14 protein-coding genes are annotated in these 17,674 nt (G+C 39.0%); 4 read left to right on the top strand and 10 right to left on the bottom strand.

The window, feature by feature from the left end:
• Positions 1–746 precede the first annotated feature (746 nt).
• The 6 genes from B3600_RS07100 to B3600_RS07075 form a co-directional block, all read right to left on the bottom strand.
• Complete coding sequence (locus B3600_RS07100; protein WP_286752517.1) at positions 747–1,190, bottom strand: SRPBCC family protein; 444 nt, start codon at positions 1,188–1,190, stop codon at positions 747–749.
• A 277-nt stretch (positions 1,191–1,467) separates the two neighbouring features.
• Complete coding sequence (locus tag B3600_RS07095; RefSeq protein WP_070565230.1) at positions 1,468–2,373, bottom strand: AraC family transcriptional regulator; 906 nt, start codon at positions 2,371–2,373, stop codon at positions 1,468–1,470.
• Between the two features lie 201 nt (positions 2,374–2,574).
• Complete coding sequence (locus B3600_RS07090) at positions 2,575–3,564, bottom strand: DUF5007 domain-containing protein (RefSeq protein ID WP_070565228.1); 990 nt, start codon at positions 3,562–3,564, stop codon at positions 2,575–2,577.
• Between the two features lie 8 nt (positions 3,565–3,572).
• The gene (locus B3600_RS07085) at positions 3,573–4,256 is read right to left on the bottom strand and encodes a hypothetical protein (RefSeq protein WP_070565225.1); all 684 of its coding nucleotides are present in this window, start codon (positions 4,254–4,256) and stop codon (positions 3,573–3,575) included.
• A gap of 17 nt (positions 4,257–4,273) precedes the next feature.
• Positions 4,274–5,887, bottom strand: a complete 1,614-nt coding sequence (locus B3600_RS07080) for a RagB/SusD family nutrient uptake outer membrane protein (protein ID WP_046671676.1) — start codon at positions 5,885–5,887, stop codon at positions 4,274–4,276.
• Positions 5,888–5,891: 4 nt separating this feature from the next.
• Positions 5,892–9,029, bottom strand: a complete 3,138-nt coding sequence (locus B3600_RS07075) for a SusC/RagA family TonB-linked outer membrane protein (protein WP_286752516.1) — start codon at positions 9,027–9,029, stop codon at positions 5,892–5,894.
• Between the two features lie 239 nt (positions 9,030–9,268).
• Between B3600_RS07075 and B3600_RS07070 the strand changes: the two genes are divergently transcribed.
• Positions 9,269–10,435, top strand: a complete 1,167-nt coding sequence (locus B3600_RS07070) for an FN3 domain-containing metallophosphoesterase family protein (protein ID WP_286752515.1) — start codon at positions 9,269–9,271, stop codon at positions 10,433–10,435.
• Positions 10,436–10,482: 47 nt separating this feature from the next.
• A complete protein-coding gene (locus tag B3600_RS07065; RefSeq protein ID WP_286752514.1) occupies positions 10,483–11,019 on the top strand; it encodes a GNAT family N-acetyltransferase in 537 nt (178 codons plus the stop codon).
• 25 nt (positions 11,020–11,044) lie between these two features.
• Here B3600_RS07065 and B3600_RS07060 read toward each other — a convergent pair whose 3' ends face one another.
• The 3 genes from B3600_RS07060 to B3600_RS07050 all read right to left on the bottom strand — a co-directional run bounded on the left by B3600_RS07060 (position 11,045) and on the right by B3600_RS07050 (position 13,012).
• Positions 11,045–11,887 carry an alpha/beta hydrolase gene (locus tag B3600_RS07060; RefSeq protein WP_286752513.1) on the bottom strand — a complete coding sequence of 281 codons (843 nt, stop codon included), beginning with the start codon at positions 11,885–11,887 and terminating at the stop codon, positions 11,045–11,047.
• Positions 11,888–12,074: 187 nt separating this feature from the next.
• A complete protein-coding gene (locus B3600_RS07055; RefSeq protein ID WP_070565219.1) occupies positions 12,075–12,296 on the bottom strand; it encodes a methyltransferase type 11 in 222 nt (73 codons plus the stop codon).
• Positions 12,297–12,796: 500 nt separating this feature from the next.
• Positions 12,797–13,012 (bottom strand): hypothetical protein, encoded by a 216-nt coding sequence (locus tag B3600_RS07050; RefSeq protein WP_070565216.1) that lies wholly within the window; start codon positions 13,010–13,012, stop codon positions 12,797–12,799.
• A 321-nt stretch (positions 13,013–13,333) separates the two neighbouring features.
• Between B3600_RS07050 and B3600_RS07045 the strand changes: the two genes are divergently transcribed.
• The gene (locus B3600_RS07045; protein ID WP_286752512.1) at positions 13,334–15,793 is read left to right on the top strand and encodes a bifunctional YncE family protein/alkaline phosphatase family protein; all 2,460 of its coding nucleotides are present in this window, start codon (positions 13,334–13,336) and stop codon (positions 15,791–15,793) included.
• 71 nt (positions 15,794–15,864) lie between these two features.
• Here B3600_RS07045 and B3600_RS07040 read toward each other — a convergent pair whose 3' ends face one another.
• On the bottom strand, positions 15,865–16,461 hold the full coding sequence (locus B3600_RS07040) for an HD domain-containing protein (protein ID WP_286752511.1): 597 nt from the start codon (positions 16,459–16,461) through the stop codon (positions 15,865–15,867).
• A 181-nt stretch (positions 16,462–16,642) separates the two neighbouring features.
• Between B3600_RS07040 and B3600_RS07035 the strand changes: the two genes are divergently transcribed.
• Positions 16,643–17,665 (top strand): LLM class flavin-dependent oxidoreductase, encoded by a 1,023-nt coding sequence (locus B3600_RS07035; RefSeq protein ID WP_286752510.1) that lies wholly within the window; start codon positions 16,643–16,645, stop codon positions 17,663–17,665.
• The last annotated feature ends 9 nt before the right edge of the window (positions 17,666–17,674 follow it).

The following is a 17,674-nucleotide window of genomic DNA, read 5'->3' as shown; positions in this document are numbered from 1 at the left end:
TCTTCAATGTTTTTTTCAGTCAACCAGGCTCTAAAATGCTCCGGATCTTGTGGTGTAAAATGGATTACTTTACCACATTTTAAAAGTAGGGAAAAGATTCCGCTAGCGGCAGCGAATTTTATGATTTCGTTCGAATGGTATCCAAGTTGGGAAAAATACTCCATTGTTCTTATTCAATTCTAGAAATAAATGCTTTCCACACCAATGTAGATCCATATGGCCATTGATCTTTCAGAAAGCATATTAATTTTTATTTCTTCACAGTTTTATAATTCATTCAAATATCGTAAATTATTTCAATTATTTCATCAAACAGATTATTAATTTAATTGTTATTTTCATAAATTAATCAAACAATTAACAAAGCTTCTACCAGAAATTATAGCTATCCTAGTTTCAATGAATTCAGATCCAATCAATTCTTTCCACAGTGGGGAGGTTTTATTTCGACCACATCAATCTACATAACATCAGGAGTAAATCTGAAGATGAGCTGGGATCTAATGGATATATGATAGACAGCTTAGAATCAAGCCTATGGTACTTTTGGGGGGAAGAAAAATTATAGAGGCACTGTTTTAGGGATTATTAATCTCGGAGGAGAGACAGATACTGGAGCCCCCCAAGGGCAGGCTCACAGTTATATATTATTATGATAAAAAATCCATTCCGGAAGCTTGGTTGTCACATCCAACCCACTATGAAGATAGTAATACCTTAACAGAAGCTATATTTGCTAGCAAGGATCAATTCGAAAAAGGCTGTCCTTTACCTGTTTCAATATATGCTTCTAAACTTTTCACAAATTGTCGCCATCCATCTGTACAAATATCATAGCATTCGATTTCAGGGGATAAGCCAATATGTTCAAGTTGCAACACAATCCCGTTTTCTTTTTCTGTGATGTCCCAAACGATCGTTGTGCCAATCCATTCTTTTTGATTATTCAATCCGGGAAGGGCTATCAATGAATCTTCGACATGCCAAACAACTTTTGCATTTTCATGTAAGTCTTCCACTTGCATTACTTTGTAAATAAGATCTCCAAAGCGAATTGTAAATCTATCGTCCTTCTTATTGGAAGAGCCCTCAAACATGATTGTCCACCAAAATGGTATTTCATCGGTTAGTGCTTTAAAGACCCGATCCTTTGTTACACCCAACTGGATAGTTTGACTATAATTTTCCATTGCCAATTTTTTTTTATTAAATACGGCCTCGATTTTCCGTTATTATTAACGAATTTATAGATAGATTTTCCAATCGATCTTAGCATAAGACAAGTTTTTCTTTAGTTTTAGGTAGTAGCGGATAATAGCTATATTACTTTTATACTCCAAACAACACGTTACTAATCAAATATAAAACCATCTATGAAGACTATGCTTCAAAAATTAGGAATATTAGGATTTCTGATCGTACTAAATCTCTCCACATAAAAGCCACGTCTCACGACGTGGCCTTAAACTAAACATATGAAACAATTGTATTTTCTGTATAGCGCTGATCATAGCGCAAAATATACTCTTTCGGTGTGCAGCCGATAATCTGTTTAAATACGCGGTTAAAATTTGTAATGCTATTGAAGCCGCAGTTGTAAGCAATAAATGAGATATTTTCCAAATGTAAATGATCTTTTCCCAATTGACTACAAACCTCATTAATTCGTATCCGGTTTAGATAACCAACTAAAGTGATTCCACAGTGTTTTTTGAAATAACGGCAGAATGCCTGTGGCGATAGGTGTGCCCTTTCTGCAACACTTTCTAAAGTAAGCCCATGTTTAAAATGTGTATTGATATAATGACAAACCTTCTCTATGCGGTTATTTTTTCCAGTGGAACCGACTACAGTCTCCATCGGTTCGGGACAGAGCGCATCTGTTCTCTTTGAAATTTGGGCTAGTGTCCGGAGCAAATAGAAGAAATGCATCATTTTATCGATCTTTTCCGATTGTTTTAATAACAGCATACGCTTAGATACCATGTCGAAATCCACCTCCGGAATCTTAAATCCCCTGGAATCCTGACTTAAAAATTGCTCCAAGGATTCAAATTCACCCAACATAAAAAGTTGTTTCAACCTCCCTTCCGGATCAAAAAAGATCGAAATGGATCTAGCGGCATCACCAGCCTTATCCTCGGATACAGATTTAAATACATGTGCTTGGTGAGCAGCGATGAAAAATATATCGTTTTCCTTAAAGGGATGGAGGGTTTCATCCACAAGCAATACACCTTTTCCTTTCGTAATCCACATTAACTGGGCTTCTTGATGACGATGCAAATGTGGATAGAACGATTCCGAGATATCCTCCTGGACAGTGATGCTTTGTCCTTTAATTACAGGAATATTAAATTGTAACGTTTTCATAGCATGCTAGTATTAGGTTACTCAACATTGGTTTTACTAAATATAGACAACAAGCGTAACATATTGAGAAATGTCAATCGCACATCTAATAAAATGTCAAAATTTGCTCATAATTGGTTAATTTTCGCACTGTGGGCATCTAAGTTTAATATAGATCTGGGTTTAATAAAGTGTGGGGAACTTACTATGCTCCCCTAATCTTTATTGTGTAATACGCGTTACCGTTGGCAGTTTTACCTGAACCTCATAAGTACCTTCCATCAATAGCTGGAATCCAAAAACAGGGTTGACATTATTAGCACTTAAGCCGTCGATTTGGGCATACTTCATGGGGATGCGATAGTAATTGAGAAAACCCCAATCTGTTCCATCTTTTCCAATTAATTTAGCAAGCGGAAAAGGTGCAACCTCAAAATCACAGATCAACGAATTATCTGTCACTTGGACTGGATTAAACTTCACATGAGATTCAAACATCGGTCGATCCCCCCGTTTGATCACTTCTCCATTTTTAGGATTGAATGCATTTCCATTTTTATCGACGATCTTTAGGATAACACGAGCGCCATCGTTTGAAATTTTTGTACAAGTCACTTTTGGGGCTGTAATTCCGGTAAAAACTTCTGCAGCGCTCGATCCACTTGCCGCTTGATAGGTTACTTTAAACATATCATCAATCGTAGGTTCTACAATCTCGATGGTGGCCAATTTAGGGAATACACGCTCTCCTCTAGGGTTGGTCATTTTGACATCAAAATTAAAACGCCCTAAAGGTAGATTGGCAGAAGCTCGATTAAAAACCAGCTGTCCACTGACTGTATTAAATTCCATCGGGGCTTTCTTTACTGTTTCTCTCTTTTTATTGAGTAGTTCGACCGTGGTATCTGTCTCGGCATTGAACACTAAACCAGGCTTAAAGGTTAGAATGTCAAATTCTTTAAAAAAGACATCCGGTGCGGGCTGACCTGTTGCTTCATCGTTTAAGTTTAACAATTCGAATGTATAGGGGGGCGTAGAACCATCTGTATTAATACGGTCAGACATCGTTAGGGACATTCCACGTTTGCAAAAAATGGTATTATCTTTATATCGTATACCTTCGCTCAAAAAGCCGTTTTCAATTTTCTTGCAGCCAGAAGTTAGCGCAAAAGCAAACAGCAAGCTATATAAAATTTTTAAATTCGTTTTCATATCAGTTTCTAATCAGCCATTTTTCCGGCGTTAAAAAATAAACGATGTGTGTTTTGCAATACATGCAATACACCTGTCGTCGTCCTAATTCCCGAGGTTTGACAATCATAGGATTTATCAAGTTGATCTTTTGGAATCGCATTATAATCGGGTTCCTCAGCATCAAGAGTACCGATCACCTTTGTGAAATTGAGATAATCTACATAATCCAGATAATCGCTGTAGTCACGTGTTCTGCGCAATTTGATATTGAACCTGACATTGGGAATTGCACCAAGCTTGCTTACAAAATATTTGTTGTCAGGGCTGAGATTTTCTCGTGTGATCTTTCCATCGAATAGGTAGATCATCATCGAATCACGTAATTCTTTGACTGGGATGTTATTGATCCCGAACTGAATATTTTCGTTTCCCACCTCAATGATCCTTTGTTGTTTTTTGGCGGCTACATAATCCCGTACGCCATAATCGCTCGTTGCAAAGAACGTGACATCTGAATTCACAATATCTTTAATACCGGCACGGTCTATAATCTTAACCAACGAATCAAAGCTACCATGCTGCTTCAAAAAATCATAAGTTGTCTGGTTCACGTTGGCATCGCTCTTTCCACCATCGACTTTATAATTATCCTTCTTACATGCGAAAAGAAAAATTAATATTGACGCAAACAATCCTGTTATCTTTTTCATAATTCTTTTTTTAGTGCTTACACCTTTCCTCTCCAGTATGAGGTCTGTGTCAACTTGTTATTATTTTTGAATAGGGCTGGATTAATTGGCCAATAGAATCCTTCCTGACGGAAGCGGGACTCCGAGAGCCATGGAACAAAATTGCTGTATTGCCTTGTTCGCAATAGATCATAAAAAATATGCCCTTCGAGATAAAGTTCTTTTCCTCTTTCAATAATATATTCGTACATGACATCGTCTTTACTCGATGTATTATCCACGAAGGCAGATTCATCGGCGCCATTCCTTTTTCTAAATTCATTGATGATGTCTATTGCTTTGGAAACTTGATTTCTATAAAGTGCAATTTCGGCTTTCAACAAGCGCATATCCGCTAACCTAAAGACAATCAGATTATTGCTAACATAAGCATCTTGCTTTTGTGAGGGATTACGGTAGACAACACTTTGATATTTTACGCAAGTAGGTTTATCACTGTTTAGATCGGTAAAATTACGTCTACAACGAATATCACTATCGTCGAAGACCTGTGAAGGCATCGCCTTCCACTCCCACTGCTGCAAACTTGTATTCCAATACCAGTCCCAAACCTGGTCTATTTTATAAAAATGATTTGTCAGATAATCTGCATTGACATAACACCTCGAATTTGTTCCAGAAGTTGCCAGCTGCGCAGTTCTCAAAAACATATTGGCAATATGTTGATTGGTTCCTTCGCGTGTATTTTCACTCATTGCAATTTCAAAAATACCTTCACTCGAAAGTCCTTCGAAAGTCTTATAATAATTAGATGTGTCGGTCAATGAATACATACCATTATTTAAGATTTCATCGATGGCTTTATCTGCTTTGTCTACCGTTTCGAGATCAGGTTGGTTTGAATTGACATCACTCATTGTTGCCTTCCAAAGGTAGAAATGAGCTAACAATGCATTCACCGCGCCTTTATTGGCTGTGACTTTGGCGTTCCCAACAAGTGAATATTGCCAAGGCAACAATTCATGTGCCTGCAGTGCATCCTTCTCGATCTGCGCCATAACCTCTTTTTTGGTACTCCGTGCTAATTCTGGAGCAGAAATAGGGTCGTCGTATTCTTCCGTTACCACGGGCACGTCTCCCCACACGCGTAGCATCATAAAATAAGTGAACGCCCGTAAAAAATAAGCCTCTCCAAGCATCTCATTTTTGAACTTCGTTGGATTGGTCACATCGGTCAGTAAATCGTCCGCCACCTTAGGAACTCGATTAATAATGATATTGCTCATCGTAATCGCTTTATAGTACTTGGTCCAATCTCCAAAATTCTCTACATTGTATTGAAATGTAAAATCTCCATTTTGGATCCCTTCGAGTCCATCACCATTATATTGGATTGTAAAATAATTCTTGGCAATTGCATCGCCATACATAAAGTATCGTGGACTCGGATTCCAGTTACCCGAATTCATCACATCCCGTACCAAAGCATAGTTACCTGCCATAGCACTCCGTAAATCCCCTGAGCTTTTCCAATATGCGCCCGCGAAAGTCGAATTGACGGGTTCTTCCACCAAAAACTTTTTACATGACCCTAGCAAGAAAACCAGCATCAATAGCACCGCTAGTCTATAGTTTAAAAAAAATCTTTTCATCGTCTTAAAAAGTTAGTTCAAATCCTAATGTATATTTTCTTGGAATCGGATAACCACCACCGTTATACTCTCCATATGGGTTTACAGCCTCGGCATCCGGCAATTTTTTTGATTTTTGCCAACGGGCAACATTATCCACTATACCAAAGAATCTCACTTTGGAAATACTCCATTTCTTGCTGATCCGTTCAGGGAGGTTGTAAGAAAAAATCAGGTTCTTAAATCGCATATAGGAACCATTTTCTAAAAAGAAAGTCTGCGCAGAGGTGTAATAGTAACGATAGGTGCCGATATCATATTTTGCGTATTCGGCCTTGTCGCCGGGCTGTTTCCAGATATTGAGTTTGTCCAGATCCCGTATCGAATAGTAAGCAAAATTTGAAGTCGCATCGCCCGAAGTGGAGTTACTGAATTGATCTGATTCAAAAAGATTCAGTACATCCCTCCCAAAACCGTAGGTAAAAAACAAAGTAAGCGAAAAGTCTTTATAACTAAAGACGTTATTCCAGCCTCCGGTCCACTTAAAATTAGGATCTCCAATCGCCCTTTTATCTGGATTAATACCACTATTAAATACGTCTACAAAATAATCGCCATCTATATCTTCAAAATAAAAATCTCCGGGATTGAATGTTCCATTGGAATTTCGATAGCGTTCGCCTGTATATGGATTGACCGGAATATCGTCCAGGGTCGAGAAAACCCCCAGAGTTTTATAGAGATAAAATGCATTGATCGGGCTGCCCACCGAGAGGATATGAGATTTATCAAATCGATCGCCATCCATGACCATATCGCGGCCGCCATTTGGCAGATTCATGATCCGATTCTTGACATAGGAAATATTTAAATTGGACCGCCAGCTCAATGTGGAGCTACGTGGGAACATATCAGCAGACAATTGAATATCGACACCTGAATTGCGGATTCCTACCGAATTTGTTTTGGCGTAATCGTATCCGGACGTGACGGGAAGCATGACGTCAAATAGCCCATCATAGTTTTCCTTATTAAATACATCTACCATAGCTGTAAAACGTCCCTTGTACAATTCCATATCGACACCTAAATTCCATTGCCTATTGCGCTCCCAGCTGAGATTTTTTTGGGCAACGCCATTATTAAAGTTTGGTGTAATAGCCACTTGGCCATTATAGGAAGTTGCTCCGGAATTACCCTGATACCCCCCATTATTGACATTATAGAGATTATACTGCAAATAGTTACTTTTAGGGAGAGATCCGGTCAATCCATAACTTCCTCTAATTTTAAGTAAGGTGAATATAGGATTGCTTTTCAGAAAATCTTCTTCAGTTAAAATCCAGCCGACAGATGCGGACGGAAAATATCCCCATTTGTTGTTTTCTCCAAATCGGGACGATCCATCCGCACGGACAGCCCCTGAAAACAGGTATTTACTATCAAAATCATAGGAAAAGCGACCGAGATAGGACAGCTGTGACCACTTTTGCAAATCGGAGTTGGCACCGATGTTATTTTGCAGAAATCCTGTAACCACTTGGATCTGATCCGATACCCCCTGACTACCCCATGCGGATACATTTTGCATTTTATTTTTTTCCGCTTCCTGACCCAGTAGTACATTTAAAGAGTGTTTTCCAAACTGTTTGATATAAGTTAAAAAGTTCGATATCCTGACTTGGCTATTCTCATAAGAATAAGCTGACGAATAATTACCGGCACCGCTCATCAAAGCTGATGGCCTATTATAAGCCCTATTGGCCATATCTTTGATATAGGCGGATTGGGAAGTAAAAGTTAATCCTGGTGCAATATTGAAAATCAGATTTAGATTGGTATTCAGATTAGAAGATTCATTGTTATCAAGACTACTATTATAGGTACCCAAAAGGTAAGTTTTTTTTGCATCTGAAAGATTAAAAAGTGATGATGGCATACTACCGGCACTCAAGGCAATTGGGCTCACGTCACTCCCGCTTCCTCGCGCTCGCTTATTATACGAATAGGCCACAATGGGATTGATCGTTAAACGTTCATTGATTGCCTTACTGGACAAATTGAGCCTTCCAGTATAGCGTTTAAATCCGGTTGCTTTAATGATTCCCGCCTCATCGTAATAGTTCCCACTAAAACGATATGAACTAATCGCTGACCCGCCGCTAACAGAAAGATCTGCACTCTTAATCTTTCCTTTTTGGTAGAATAGATCCTGCCAATCTGTATTCCCATTGAATGCAGGGTTCAACGAATCGGTAAGCATAAAGGGCAGATTTCTGAAATCGTTGGAAGAAAGCTGATTCTTTAGTATCCTCATCTTCTGCTCACGCTCGGTTCTTCCGAGTGTCACTTCACGGAGTTCGGGCCGTTGCGTTAGACCACCATATCCGGTTAACATAAAACGCGGATCTCCGTTACGCCCTTTTTTCGTCGTGATCATGATCACCCCATTTGCTGCCCTAGAACCATAAATTGCGGCGGCAGAAGCATCTCGGAGCACATCCACAGATTCGATATCATTCGGATTCAGACCTGCTAGATAATTTGTTCCTGTTCCTGTATTCGGGCCTACAAATTGTTCCGTTGGCTGCGGAACTCCGTCAATAACATAGAGTGGATTACTAATGACATTGTAATAATCGTCATTGGAGTAATTCAGGCTAACGGCCGATGTACCACGAACAGCCAATGTCGGCGAAGCACCTGGAGCGCCAGAAAAATTCTGAACGTTGACGCCGGCCAATCTTCCCTGAAGCAACATATCAAAACTGGCTGCCGGAAGATTTTCCAGATCTTTACCCGAAATACTTGAAATCGCAGCGGTCGCTTTTTTGCGGGAGGTACTCTGGTAACCGATCACTACGGCTTCATCTAGAATACTCAATGTTTCGACCAGGGTAAAGGTCATTTTGCCTGCCTCGGGAATGGGTTGACGAGCCCGCTCGTATCCGATAAAACTTGTCTCTAAGATATCTCCGGATTTACCTGAAATCTTAAAATTCCCCTGATCATCGGTCTGTGTACTGTTGGAAGTACTCGTGTTTCTCAAAGTTACTCCGGCCAATTGTTTACCATTTTTATCACGTACGGTTCCCGTGATCTGCTGGCCCAGTGCAATTAGTGAAGTTAGAAACACAGATAAAAATAAAACTATCTTTTTCATTTGTGTTTGATTAGGTGCTCTTACTTAGGTTATTCCAAATATAAGTGCCAAACACAGGTCACATTTTCTTAATTATTACCTGTTTACAGCACTTTTTTAGCAAAAAACAAAACGAGACATCTTTTAGTCTAGCAAGACTGTTACATTTCAATCCATAGCTTGTTCACACAATTTTATATCTTTAGCGCAAGAAAAAACCGATTTAGGTTCCAAAATCAATTATAGACCCAGGTAATACAATGACTAAACTAAAATGCATCATCCTATTGTTGTTCTTCAATTGTTTTATGGCAGTTGGTCAGGATGCGATCAGAATAAATCACTTACCTTTAATTCAAGGATTAACAGAGCAATCTGTTTCCATTATTTGGACGACAGACAAGCCTGCTACTGGCTGGGTTGAGCTGGCCCCAGATGACTCCAGTCACTTTTACTTTAAGGAAAGACCAAAATATTATGCGGCTGCCTATGGCTTCAAAAAAGTAGGTACGTTGCATCAAGTTACATTGAACAACCTAAAACCTGGAACACGCTATAGATATCGTGTGTATAGTCAAGAAGTCCTCAAACATGTTGGCGTCAATGTACAATATGGAAAAGTAGTAGCCAGTGATGTTTATCAAAAGGCACCCTTATTTTTCCAAACCTTTGGCCATGCCAGCTCCACCCATTTTACAGTTGTCAATGATATTCATGAGCGCAATGAGGTACTCGATAAGCTACTGGATATCGGCAATCTAAAGACAAGTGACTTTGTGGTATTCAACGGTGATATGGTTAGTAATCTACTCAGTGAAACACAGCTGTATGAGGGGTTCATGGATACCGCCATTAAAAAGTTCGCCAGTGAAAAACCAATGTTTTATGCAAGAGGCAATCATGAAACACGTGGACCTTTTGCCATTGAATATCCCAAATATTTCCCAACACCAACAGGTAAACTATATTACCAATTTAAGCATGGGAATACCGGTTTTATCGTCTTAGATTGCGGTGAAGACAAGCCCGATACCGACATTGAATATAGCGGTATTGTAGACATGGATAACTATAGAAGCGAACAAGCGGCCTGGTTAGCTCAAGCAGTTGAGAACCCGTCATTTAAAGATGCTAAATATAAGATCGTAATCTGCCATATGCCCCCTTTTGGTGGCTGGCACGGGGAACAGGAGATTTTGGAGAAATTTGTTCCTATCCTCAACAAAGCAGGAACACAGATCATGTTATCAGGACATTTACATAGACACATTATCAAAAATGCGACAAATACAGTACAATTTCCGATCATTGTAAATTCCAACAACAATGTGCTCCGCGTAGATTTAGACGACGAAAAAGGAATCTTCAAAATTCTCGATCAGCAGGGGAAAATGGTCGATCAAGTAATCATTAAGCCGTTAAAATAAAGCGGTAAATTCGCGTATGAAATAACGAACACCATTTTTATGAAACGATGATCGATTTAAAGCCGCTCTCACTCGAAGATGTCTCTCCATTTTATGAATGGATCAATGATGAGATGTCTATAAAGTACTCCCTTTCTCTTTTTCAGTCGCTAAACACAAGGGATCAAATCGACAATTGGTTTCTCTCCGTTGTCAACGATTCTAAAAATTTTAATCGTGGAATTTTCCTAAACGACTCTAATAAACTGATTGGTTATACAGGCATTTGTAATATTTCCAAAGCAAACAGATCTGGAGAGTATTTTATTTTTATAGGTGATCGCGAAGAATGGGGGAAGGGAATAGGCACTCAAGTTACCAAATTAATCTTAGCTATCGGATTTGGAAAACTAGAGCTCAACAGAATTATGCTGACGGTATCTGAGCCAAACTATACAGCCATAAAAGCATATGAAAACGCTGGTTTTAAATTGGAGGGAAGAATGCTTAAAGCCTGTTTTAGAGATAATCAATTTCACGACAAGCTATTGATGTCAATCCTGGAAGATGAGTGGCGTGATCGCACAAAACTAAGTATAAAATAAAACTAATCTCAGAATAGACATATTGCTACTTTGAATAGGCCGTTTTTGGATACAACTTCTTAAAAGCGTTGTAGACCGCTTGATGTATTACAGTCGAATGCAATTCATCAGGCATGTAATCAAATACAAAATGAATCTTCTTATTTCGTTTAAGAATCTCCGATAACGCTATAGCCTCATCAAACATTCTTATGTCTTCTTCCTTGTTGGGGATACCGAGATAAACCTTTATATTTTTTTTCAAATTAGTTTGCAGAAACTTCTCCCCATGCGTCAATAAAGACTCTTCTCCCCACCATAAACTTGGACTTATAATAATATAATCATCAAATAATTCGGGTTGTTTAAATAATATTTCTGATGAAAAAAGTCCTGCCAATGATTCTCCAATTAAAGTCTGTTTTCCGTTCGATTTAAAATTGCCATTTATATAAGGGATCAATTCATTTTTCAGGAATATCCGGTATTTTTCTGAACCACCATACGAAGGAAAGCTCGCTTTTTGAAAACCTTCCTTTTCTATAAAATCTGTGTTTTCAACAGGGAAGGTAAAATCTCTCCTTCGTGTGTTTCCACCGATTCCAACAACAATACTTTGCGGGAATCTATCGATCCAGGGTTGTGTACTGAAACGTACAATACCGGCTATATGAAAAAAATCTTCATCCATACTACCATCAAGAACATATACTACTGGATAGCGAACAGAATCATTGGGGTTATAATTGTCGGGAAGATGAATGTTGATCATTCTGTCTTCAGCCAAAACTTTTGAATGCAATATCTCTGATGTGCCTATCGTTAACGGTGTTCCATTTTGTGCAAAACAGTCTGTATTAAGAATAAAGAGCATTAAAAAAATGAGCATGCTATTGCCTATCATATCCGATATATTACGCTTACCAACAATGTTTTTTTGAGTAATCTTATATTGAAATACTTGACTATTAGACATAACATCCTTAGGGACTGCCAACAGTTTTGTTCAACAAATTACCAGCGCAATTTACAACGAAAATTAATATAATAGTTAGCTTTTTATTTTATATGAATGATTAAATGATTCTTTCGCAACGATAACCCCACTCAAACATCTTTCTAACAATGCTGTTGGTCTCAATTTCCAATTGCGAAGATTCAATTCTTAGAATACGTTCTTCATCTTCAAGATCGAAGTTAATTTTATAAGATGAAAACAGGCTGACAAGAGTTGCAACAATTTGCTGTGCATCTTTCATTCGATAAACATTGGTTTTAAATATTTCGACTCGTTTCATTAGATCAGATTAAGTTCCATTCAAGAAATACGGTATTAGTCCTATTCCGTTTACTCATTCTAAACTACAATACGGGGCGTGCAACAGCTACAAAATTTAGATAAAGACAGTAAAAAACTCGGTAAATATGGGAAATTAAACGGTGAACATCGAGTTGCTATTTAATAACTGAATTGTAACCGTTCATAAATCCCTGAATAAGTTCTGGTAGATTCAATAATAGAAATACGCAAATGACAATAGCAATAATGGCATAAAAAAACCACGACGAACTTTTCTTTTTCATAACAAGCTATTTAAGAATAATCAATTTAAAAATATAGGCTTCCCAAAGCTAGAAATTACGCTAGAGCTCTACACAAATGAACAGATGCCGTAACATACCCTTTGGATTTTTCACTATAACTCAATATACGAAATTAATCTATATAACAAAAAAGTAATTTAAAAATTATATTTTTCAAAAATAAAAACAGCAGCTTCAAATAAGAAAGTTCATGTTATAAAATGGAATCTTTGCAGTCGGTATATAAATGAATCTTATCTTGCCGCATACTGTGTAAGGTATTAGGCTTTACAGTGCCATTGATTGAAGATTTATATTCTACCATCGTGTCTCCAATATTGGCCTGGGAATCTTTAGTTTTCACATTGGTAGAGAGGCTTACCAATCCTACTATAGTTAAAATTGCCAATGAATTAAAGAAGTGTATCATAAATAAAGATTGAATAGTTTATCCGCCCAATTTCAAAAAACAAACTGTAAAACACCATAATTTTTCGGTGAAAAAACAATTTTCATCGGTAAACAACAGAGTTTTACCTATTAACCGATCACCCCTTGTTATAAACGATTACAAAGAGTATTCCGTGCAAAATTTTCTGATCAGTCCTGTATTACAGATTTTCAGAGGCCCTTGACCATACTAAAAAACAGCGCGTCATCACCTACACTAAGTTCGCGGTCCAATATTAAGTTTTCTTTAATTTTGAAGCTTCCTATTTAGTCTGACTACTCAATTTCGTAAATATGTCCCATGAAAAGAATAGGAACATTTATTTTGACAACGTGTATGTTTGCAACCTCACAACTCACATTCAGTCAAAACAATATACAAAATAGGATTAGTTCAATTTTGGAAAGCAATAAAGTTGGACTACCAAATGGCTGGACACTAACCCCTGTTGGGAAACAGATAGAGCTCGGAGATTTACCGCTGAACTTAGTTATCAGTCATCATAAAAAGCTTGCAGCTGTCAGCAACAATGGACAAAGTACACAAACAATAGATCTTATCGATCTCGCTTCACAACGAAAAATCGATAGTATTGCTATACCAAAATCTTGGTATGGATTGGCTTTTTCGAGCGATGATAATACACTGTATACTTCTGGGGGACATGATAACATGATCAGGATCTATAAAATCAACGGTGGAAAAATTGCATCCAAAGATTCTATTGTTCTTGGCAAGCCATGGCCCAATAAAATAGGAATAGCCGGATTGGCTGTAGATGATAAAAACAAACAACAATTATATACTGTCACCAGAGAAGATAAAAAACTATATGTCATCGACTTAAAAACCAAAGCAACGAAAGCAACTTATGATTTGGGAGCTGAGGGGTATACCTGCCAGCTAACACCTGATGCAAAACAACTCTATATCAGCGTCTGGGGCGGAGAAAAGATTTTAGTATGGGATGTTACACAAAATAAGATAACCAAAGAGATCCCTGTGGGTAGCCACCCAAATGAAATTACGTTTAGTAAAAATGGTAAATGGCTTTTTGTCGCCAACGCAAATGACAACTCGGTATCCATAATCGATACTAAAACAGGAGCAGTCGTAGAAACATTGAATGCAGCATTGTATCCTAATGCTCCAAGTGGATCGACCAGCAATGGTGTTGCTTTGTCCACAGATGGTAAAACCCTTTACATAGCCAATGCAGACAACAATTGTTTAGCAGTATTCGACGTAAGCAAGCCTGGGAGATCTATTTCGAAAGGATTTATTCCAGTGGGCTGGTATCCAACGAATGTAAAAGTAGTCGATAAAACAATTCTGGTTACAAATGGTAAAGGCTTATCATCCAAAGCTAATCCAAAAGGTCCCAATCCGACAGACCAAAAGGAAAAAGTCGATCGTCATGCAGGCGACCTCAACAAACCAAAAGAGATACAATATATTGCCGGTCTTTTTAGGGGAACGTTAAGCTTTATACCTGATCCTAAACCAGAAGAACTCGCCCTATATTCTCGTGCGGTATACCGGAATACGCCCTATTCGAAAGAAAAAGAGCTGCAAACAGAGGGTGAAGCCGGCAACCCTATTCCAATGAAAGTTGGAGCCCCCTCTCCGATCAAATACGTATTTTATGTCATCAAAGAAAATCGTACCTACGATCAAGTTCTAGGTGATGTTAAACAAGGAAATGGAGACGCTTCACTTTGTTTATTCGGCGAAAAAATCACGCCTAATCAACACAAAATTGTCAATGAATTTGCACTTCTAGACAATTTCTATGTCGATGCGGAAGTTAGTGCGGATGGGCACAATTGGAGTATGGGTGCTTATGCCACCGACTATCTGGAGAAAACCTGGCCATCAAGCTATGGCGGTCGCGGCGGCACTTATGGAGGAGAAGGGGAACGAGAAATAGCCAACAATAAAGGCGGATTTATTTGGGATAATGCCAAGCGACATCAGGTATCTTATCGCACCTATGGTGAATTCGCAGATAAAGGAAAACCCAACGTAAAATCTTTGGAAGGGCATGTTGCCACTGGATATACAAGTTATGACCTGAGTGTTGCCGACACCACACGTATAAGACAATGGAAAGCTGATTTTGATCAACTCATCCAAAAAGGAGAAATGCCCCAATTGACAACCATTCGAATCAGCAACGACCATACGGAAGGGATGCGTGCCGGCAAAAAGTCCCCTTATGCTCATGTAGCGGACAATGACCTCGCTGTTGGGATGTTTGTTGACCATATCAGCAAGAGTCCAATCTGGAAAGAATCTGCGATCTTTATACTGGAAGATGATGCCCAGAATGGTCCTGACCATGTGGATGCACACCGTAGTCCTGCCTATTTGATTAGCCCTTATGTAAAAAGAAGATCTGTAGATCACACCATGTATTCAACCTCAGGGATGATTAGAACGATAGAGCTGATTTTAGGGATGAAACCAATGACGCAATACGACGCTGCTGCAACACCCATGTGGCGATCGTTTAGCAATAACCCCGATTATACTCCATTTGATCATGTCGACGCAAATGTAGATCTCAATGAGCGCAATCCAAGTAAAGGGAAACTAGCTGTATGGAGTGACAAATATGATTGGTCGAAAGAAGACGCGGTACCTGATTTGGTATTCAATGAAATTCTATGGCAGGGACTTAAAGGTGAATCTGCTCCAGCTCCAAAAAGAGCCGCCTTCCTAAAGGTAAGCGAACAAAAAGAGGATGATGACGATTAATGTATATTTATAAAACCACAATGGTCAGCAATAGTATCGGGATTACTGCTGGCCATTGATGAGTATCCTACCTACTCTCCTTTTTTCAGAATCCCCCGAGCAACTCCAGCATCAATCAATTTTTCTGCATATTCCCACAATACTGCTGAGCCATCCTTAATGACAGATTTTTTTTCATAAACCTTTTCATAATTTACACCAGGTTCATTCCAGGTTCCACCATTATTGGAACTATTCTGTAAAAGTGGCTCCAATCGATCCATCGCTCGTGCGAACTGTGCTTCCGGCGTTTGACCAGCTTCAAATTCTTCCCAGATCGCAATGAGTTCCTCTGCTTGCTGCCCAGGCAAAATTCCAAAAATCCGCTGAGCTGCCAAACGCTCCGCACTTGTATTGGTATGGTTTTTTCCTGTATCATAGATAAAAGTATCACCTGCATCGATTTCGACGATATCATGTATCAATACCATTTTGACTACCTTCAATAAATCCACTGATTGATTTGCATGTTCTAAAAGCACAATAGCCATTAGGGCAAGATGCCAACTGTGTTCAGCGTCATTTTCGGGACGGTCACTATTGAAAAGTTTTGTCCTGCGCTGGATATATTTAATCTTGTCGATCTCCTTAATAAACTCGATCTGTTGTAATAATTTGTCTGAAAGCATCACTCTGAATCACTTATACAATTGAATAATACATAAAATTACTCTTTTTGAGCCACAGCCTACTTGTCATTTGGCAAATTCATTCAAACCATATATTATTGACACCCATCGGACAATCCAAACTACCGATATAATCGCAACATTTATTAAATTTGATTGACATCAAATCCCATTGTGATTTATGAAAAAAATAGGCTTTTTATCTTTTGGCCATTGGTCCAAGCATCCCGCATATAGTACGCAGACCGCAAGCGATACTTTATTGCAATCCATAGATCTAGCAGTAGCTGCTGAAGAAATAGGCATAGATGGTGCATATTTCCGTGTACACCATTTTGCGAATCAGCTAGCATCTCCCTTTCCTTTATTATCGGCCATTGGAGCCAAAACCTCAAAAATTGAGATCGGCACCGGTGTCATTGATATGCGCTATGAAAACCCCCTTTATATGGTGGAAGACGCTGGAGCTGCAGATCTAATCTCCGGGGGCAGATTGCAGCTCGGCATCAGCAGAGGATCGCCTGAACAAGTAATAGATGGTTGGCGTCACTTTGGTTACAATATCAACGAGGGCGAAACAGATGCTGATATGGGAAGGCAAAAAGCATTGGAATTTTTAGAAAAACTTAAAGGAATTGGTTTCGCTGAACCAAATCCCTATCCAATGTTTCCAAACCCGCCCGGTCTGCTGAGGCTCGAACCCCATTCGGAAGGGTTACGTGATCGTATCTGGTGGGGAGCAGCATCGAACGCCACGGCTGTATGGGCTGCTCAAAACAGAATGCACCTGCAAAGTTCCACTTTGAAATATGATGAAAATGGCAAACCTTTTCATATTCAGCAGGCCGAACAAATACGTTTATATAAAGAGGCCTGGAAAGCAGCAGGGCACCCTAGTGAACCCCGCGTTTCAGTCAGTCGATCCATATTCGCTCTGGTCGATGATTTAGATCGTTATTACTTCGGGCAAGAGGCTGACAAAACAGATAAAATTGGGATAATCGAATCGGACAAGCGGACGATTTTTGGGCGAAGTTATGCCGCAGAACCAGATCAACTCGTGAAAGAATTAGCGCAAGATGAAGCAATACAGGAAGCAGACACGCTATTATTGACCATTCCAAATACGCTAGGGGTCGACTACAATGTCCACATTCTTTCAGCCATTTTGGAACACGTAGCTCCCGAACTTGGTTGGCGTTAACTCCTCTTT

This window comes from Sphingobacterium sp. UBA2480 (genome assembly GCF_002341965.1).
Lineage (GTDB): Bacteria > Bacteroidota > Bacteroidia > Sphingobacteriales > Sphingobacteriaceae > Sphingobacterium > Sphingobacterium multivorum.
Note: the sequence above shows the minus strand (reverse complement) of the source record. Positions and strands in the feature narration are given on the sequence as shown.

Coding starts and splice junctions, on each gene's coding strand:
- B3600_RS07035 (WP_286752510.1), top strand. CDS start 16,643: ATGAAAAAAATAGGCTTTTTATCTTTTGGCCATTGGTCCAAGCATCCC.
- B3600_RS07085 (WP_070565225.1), bottom strand. CDS start 4,256: ATGAAAAAGATAACAGGATTGTTTGCGTCAATATTAATTTTTCTTTTC.
- B3600_RS07090 (WP_070565228.1), bottom strand. CDS start 3,564: ATGAAAACGAATTTAAAAATTTTATATAGCTTGCTGTTTGCTTTTGCG.
- B3600_RS07045 (WP_286752512.1), top strand. CDS start 13,334: ATGAAAAGAATAGGAACATTTATTTTGACAACGTGTATGTTTGCAACC.
- B3600_RS07095 (WP_070565230.1), bottom strand. CDS start 2,373: ATGAAAACGTTACAATTTAATATTCCTGTAATTAAAGGACAAAGCATC.
- B3600_RS07055 (WP_070565219.1), bottom strand. CDS start 12,296: ATGAAACGAGTCGAAATATTTAAAACCAATGTTTATCGAATGAAAGAT.
- B3600_RS07050 (WP_070565216.1), bottom strand. CDS start 13,012: ATGATACACTTCTTTAATTCATTGGCAATTTTAACTATAGTAGGATTG.
- B3600_RS07080 (WP_046671676.1), bottom strand. CDS start 5,887: ATGAAAAGATTTTTTTTAAACTATAGACTAGCGGTGCTATTGATGCTG.
- B3600_RS07100 (WP_286752517.1), bottom strand. CDS start 1,190: ATGGAAAATTATAGTCAAACTATCCAGTTGGGTGTAACAAAGGATCGG.
- B3600_RS07065 (WP_286752514.1), top strand. CDS start 10,483: ATGATCGATTTAAAGCCGCTCTCACTCGAAGATGTCTCTCCATTTTAT.
- B3600_RS07070 (WP_286752515.1), top strand. CDS start 9,269: ATGACTAAACTAAAATGCATCATCCTATTGTTGTTCTTCAATTGTTTT.
- B3600_RS07060 (WP_286752513.1), bottom strand. CDS start 11,887: ATGCTCATTTTTTTAATGCTCTTTATTCTTAATACAGACTGTTTTGCA.
- B3600_RS07075 (WP_286752516.1), bottom strand. CDS start 9,029: ATGAAAAAGATAGTTTTATTTTTATCTGTGTTTCTAACTTCACTAATT.
- B3600_RS07040 (WP_286752511.1), bottom strand. CDS start 16,461: ATGCTTTCAGACAAATTATTACAACAGATCGAGTTTATTAAGGAGATC.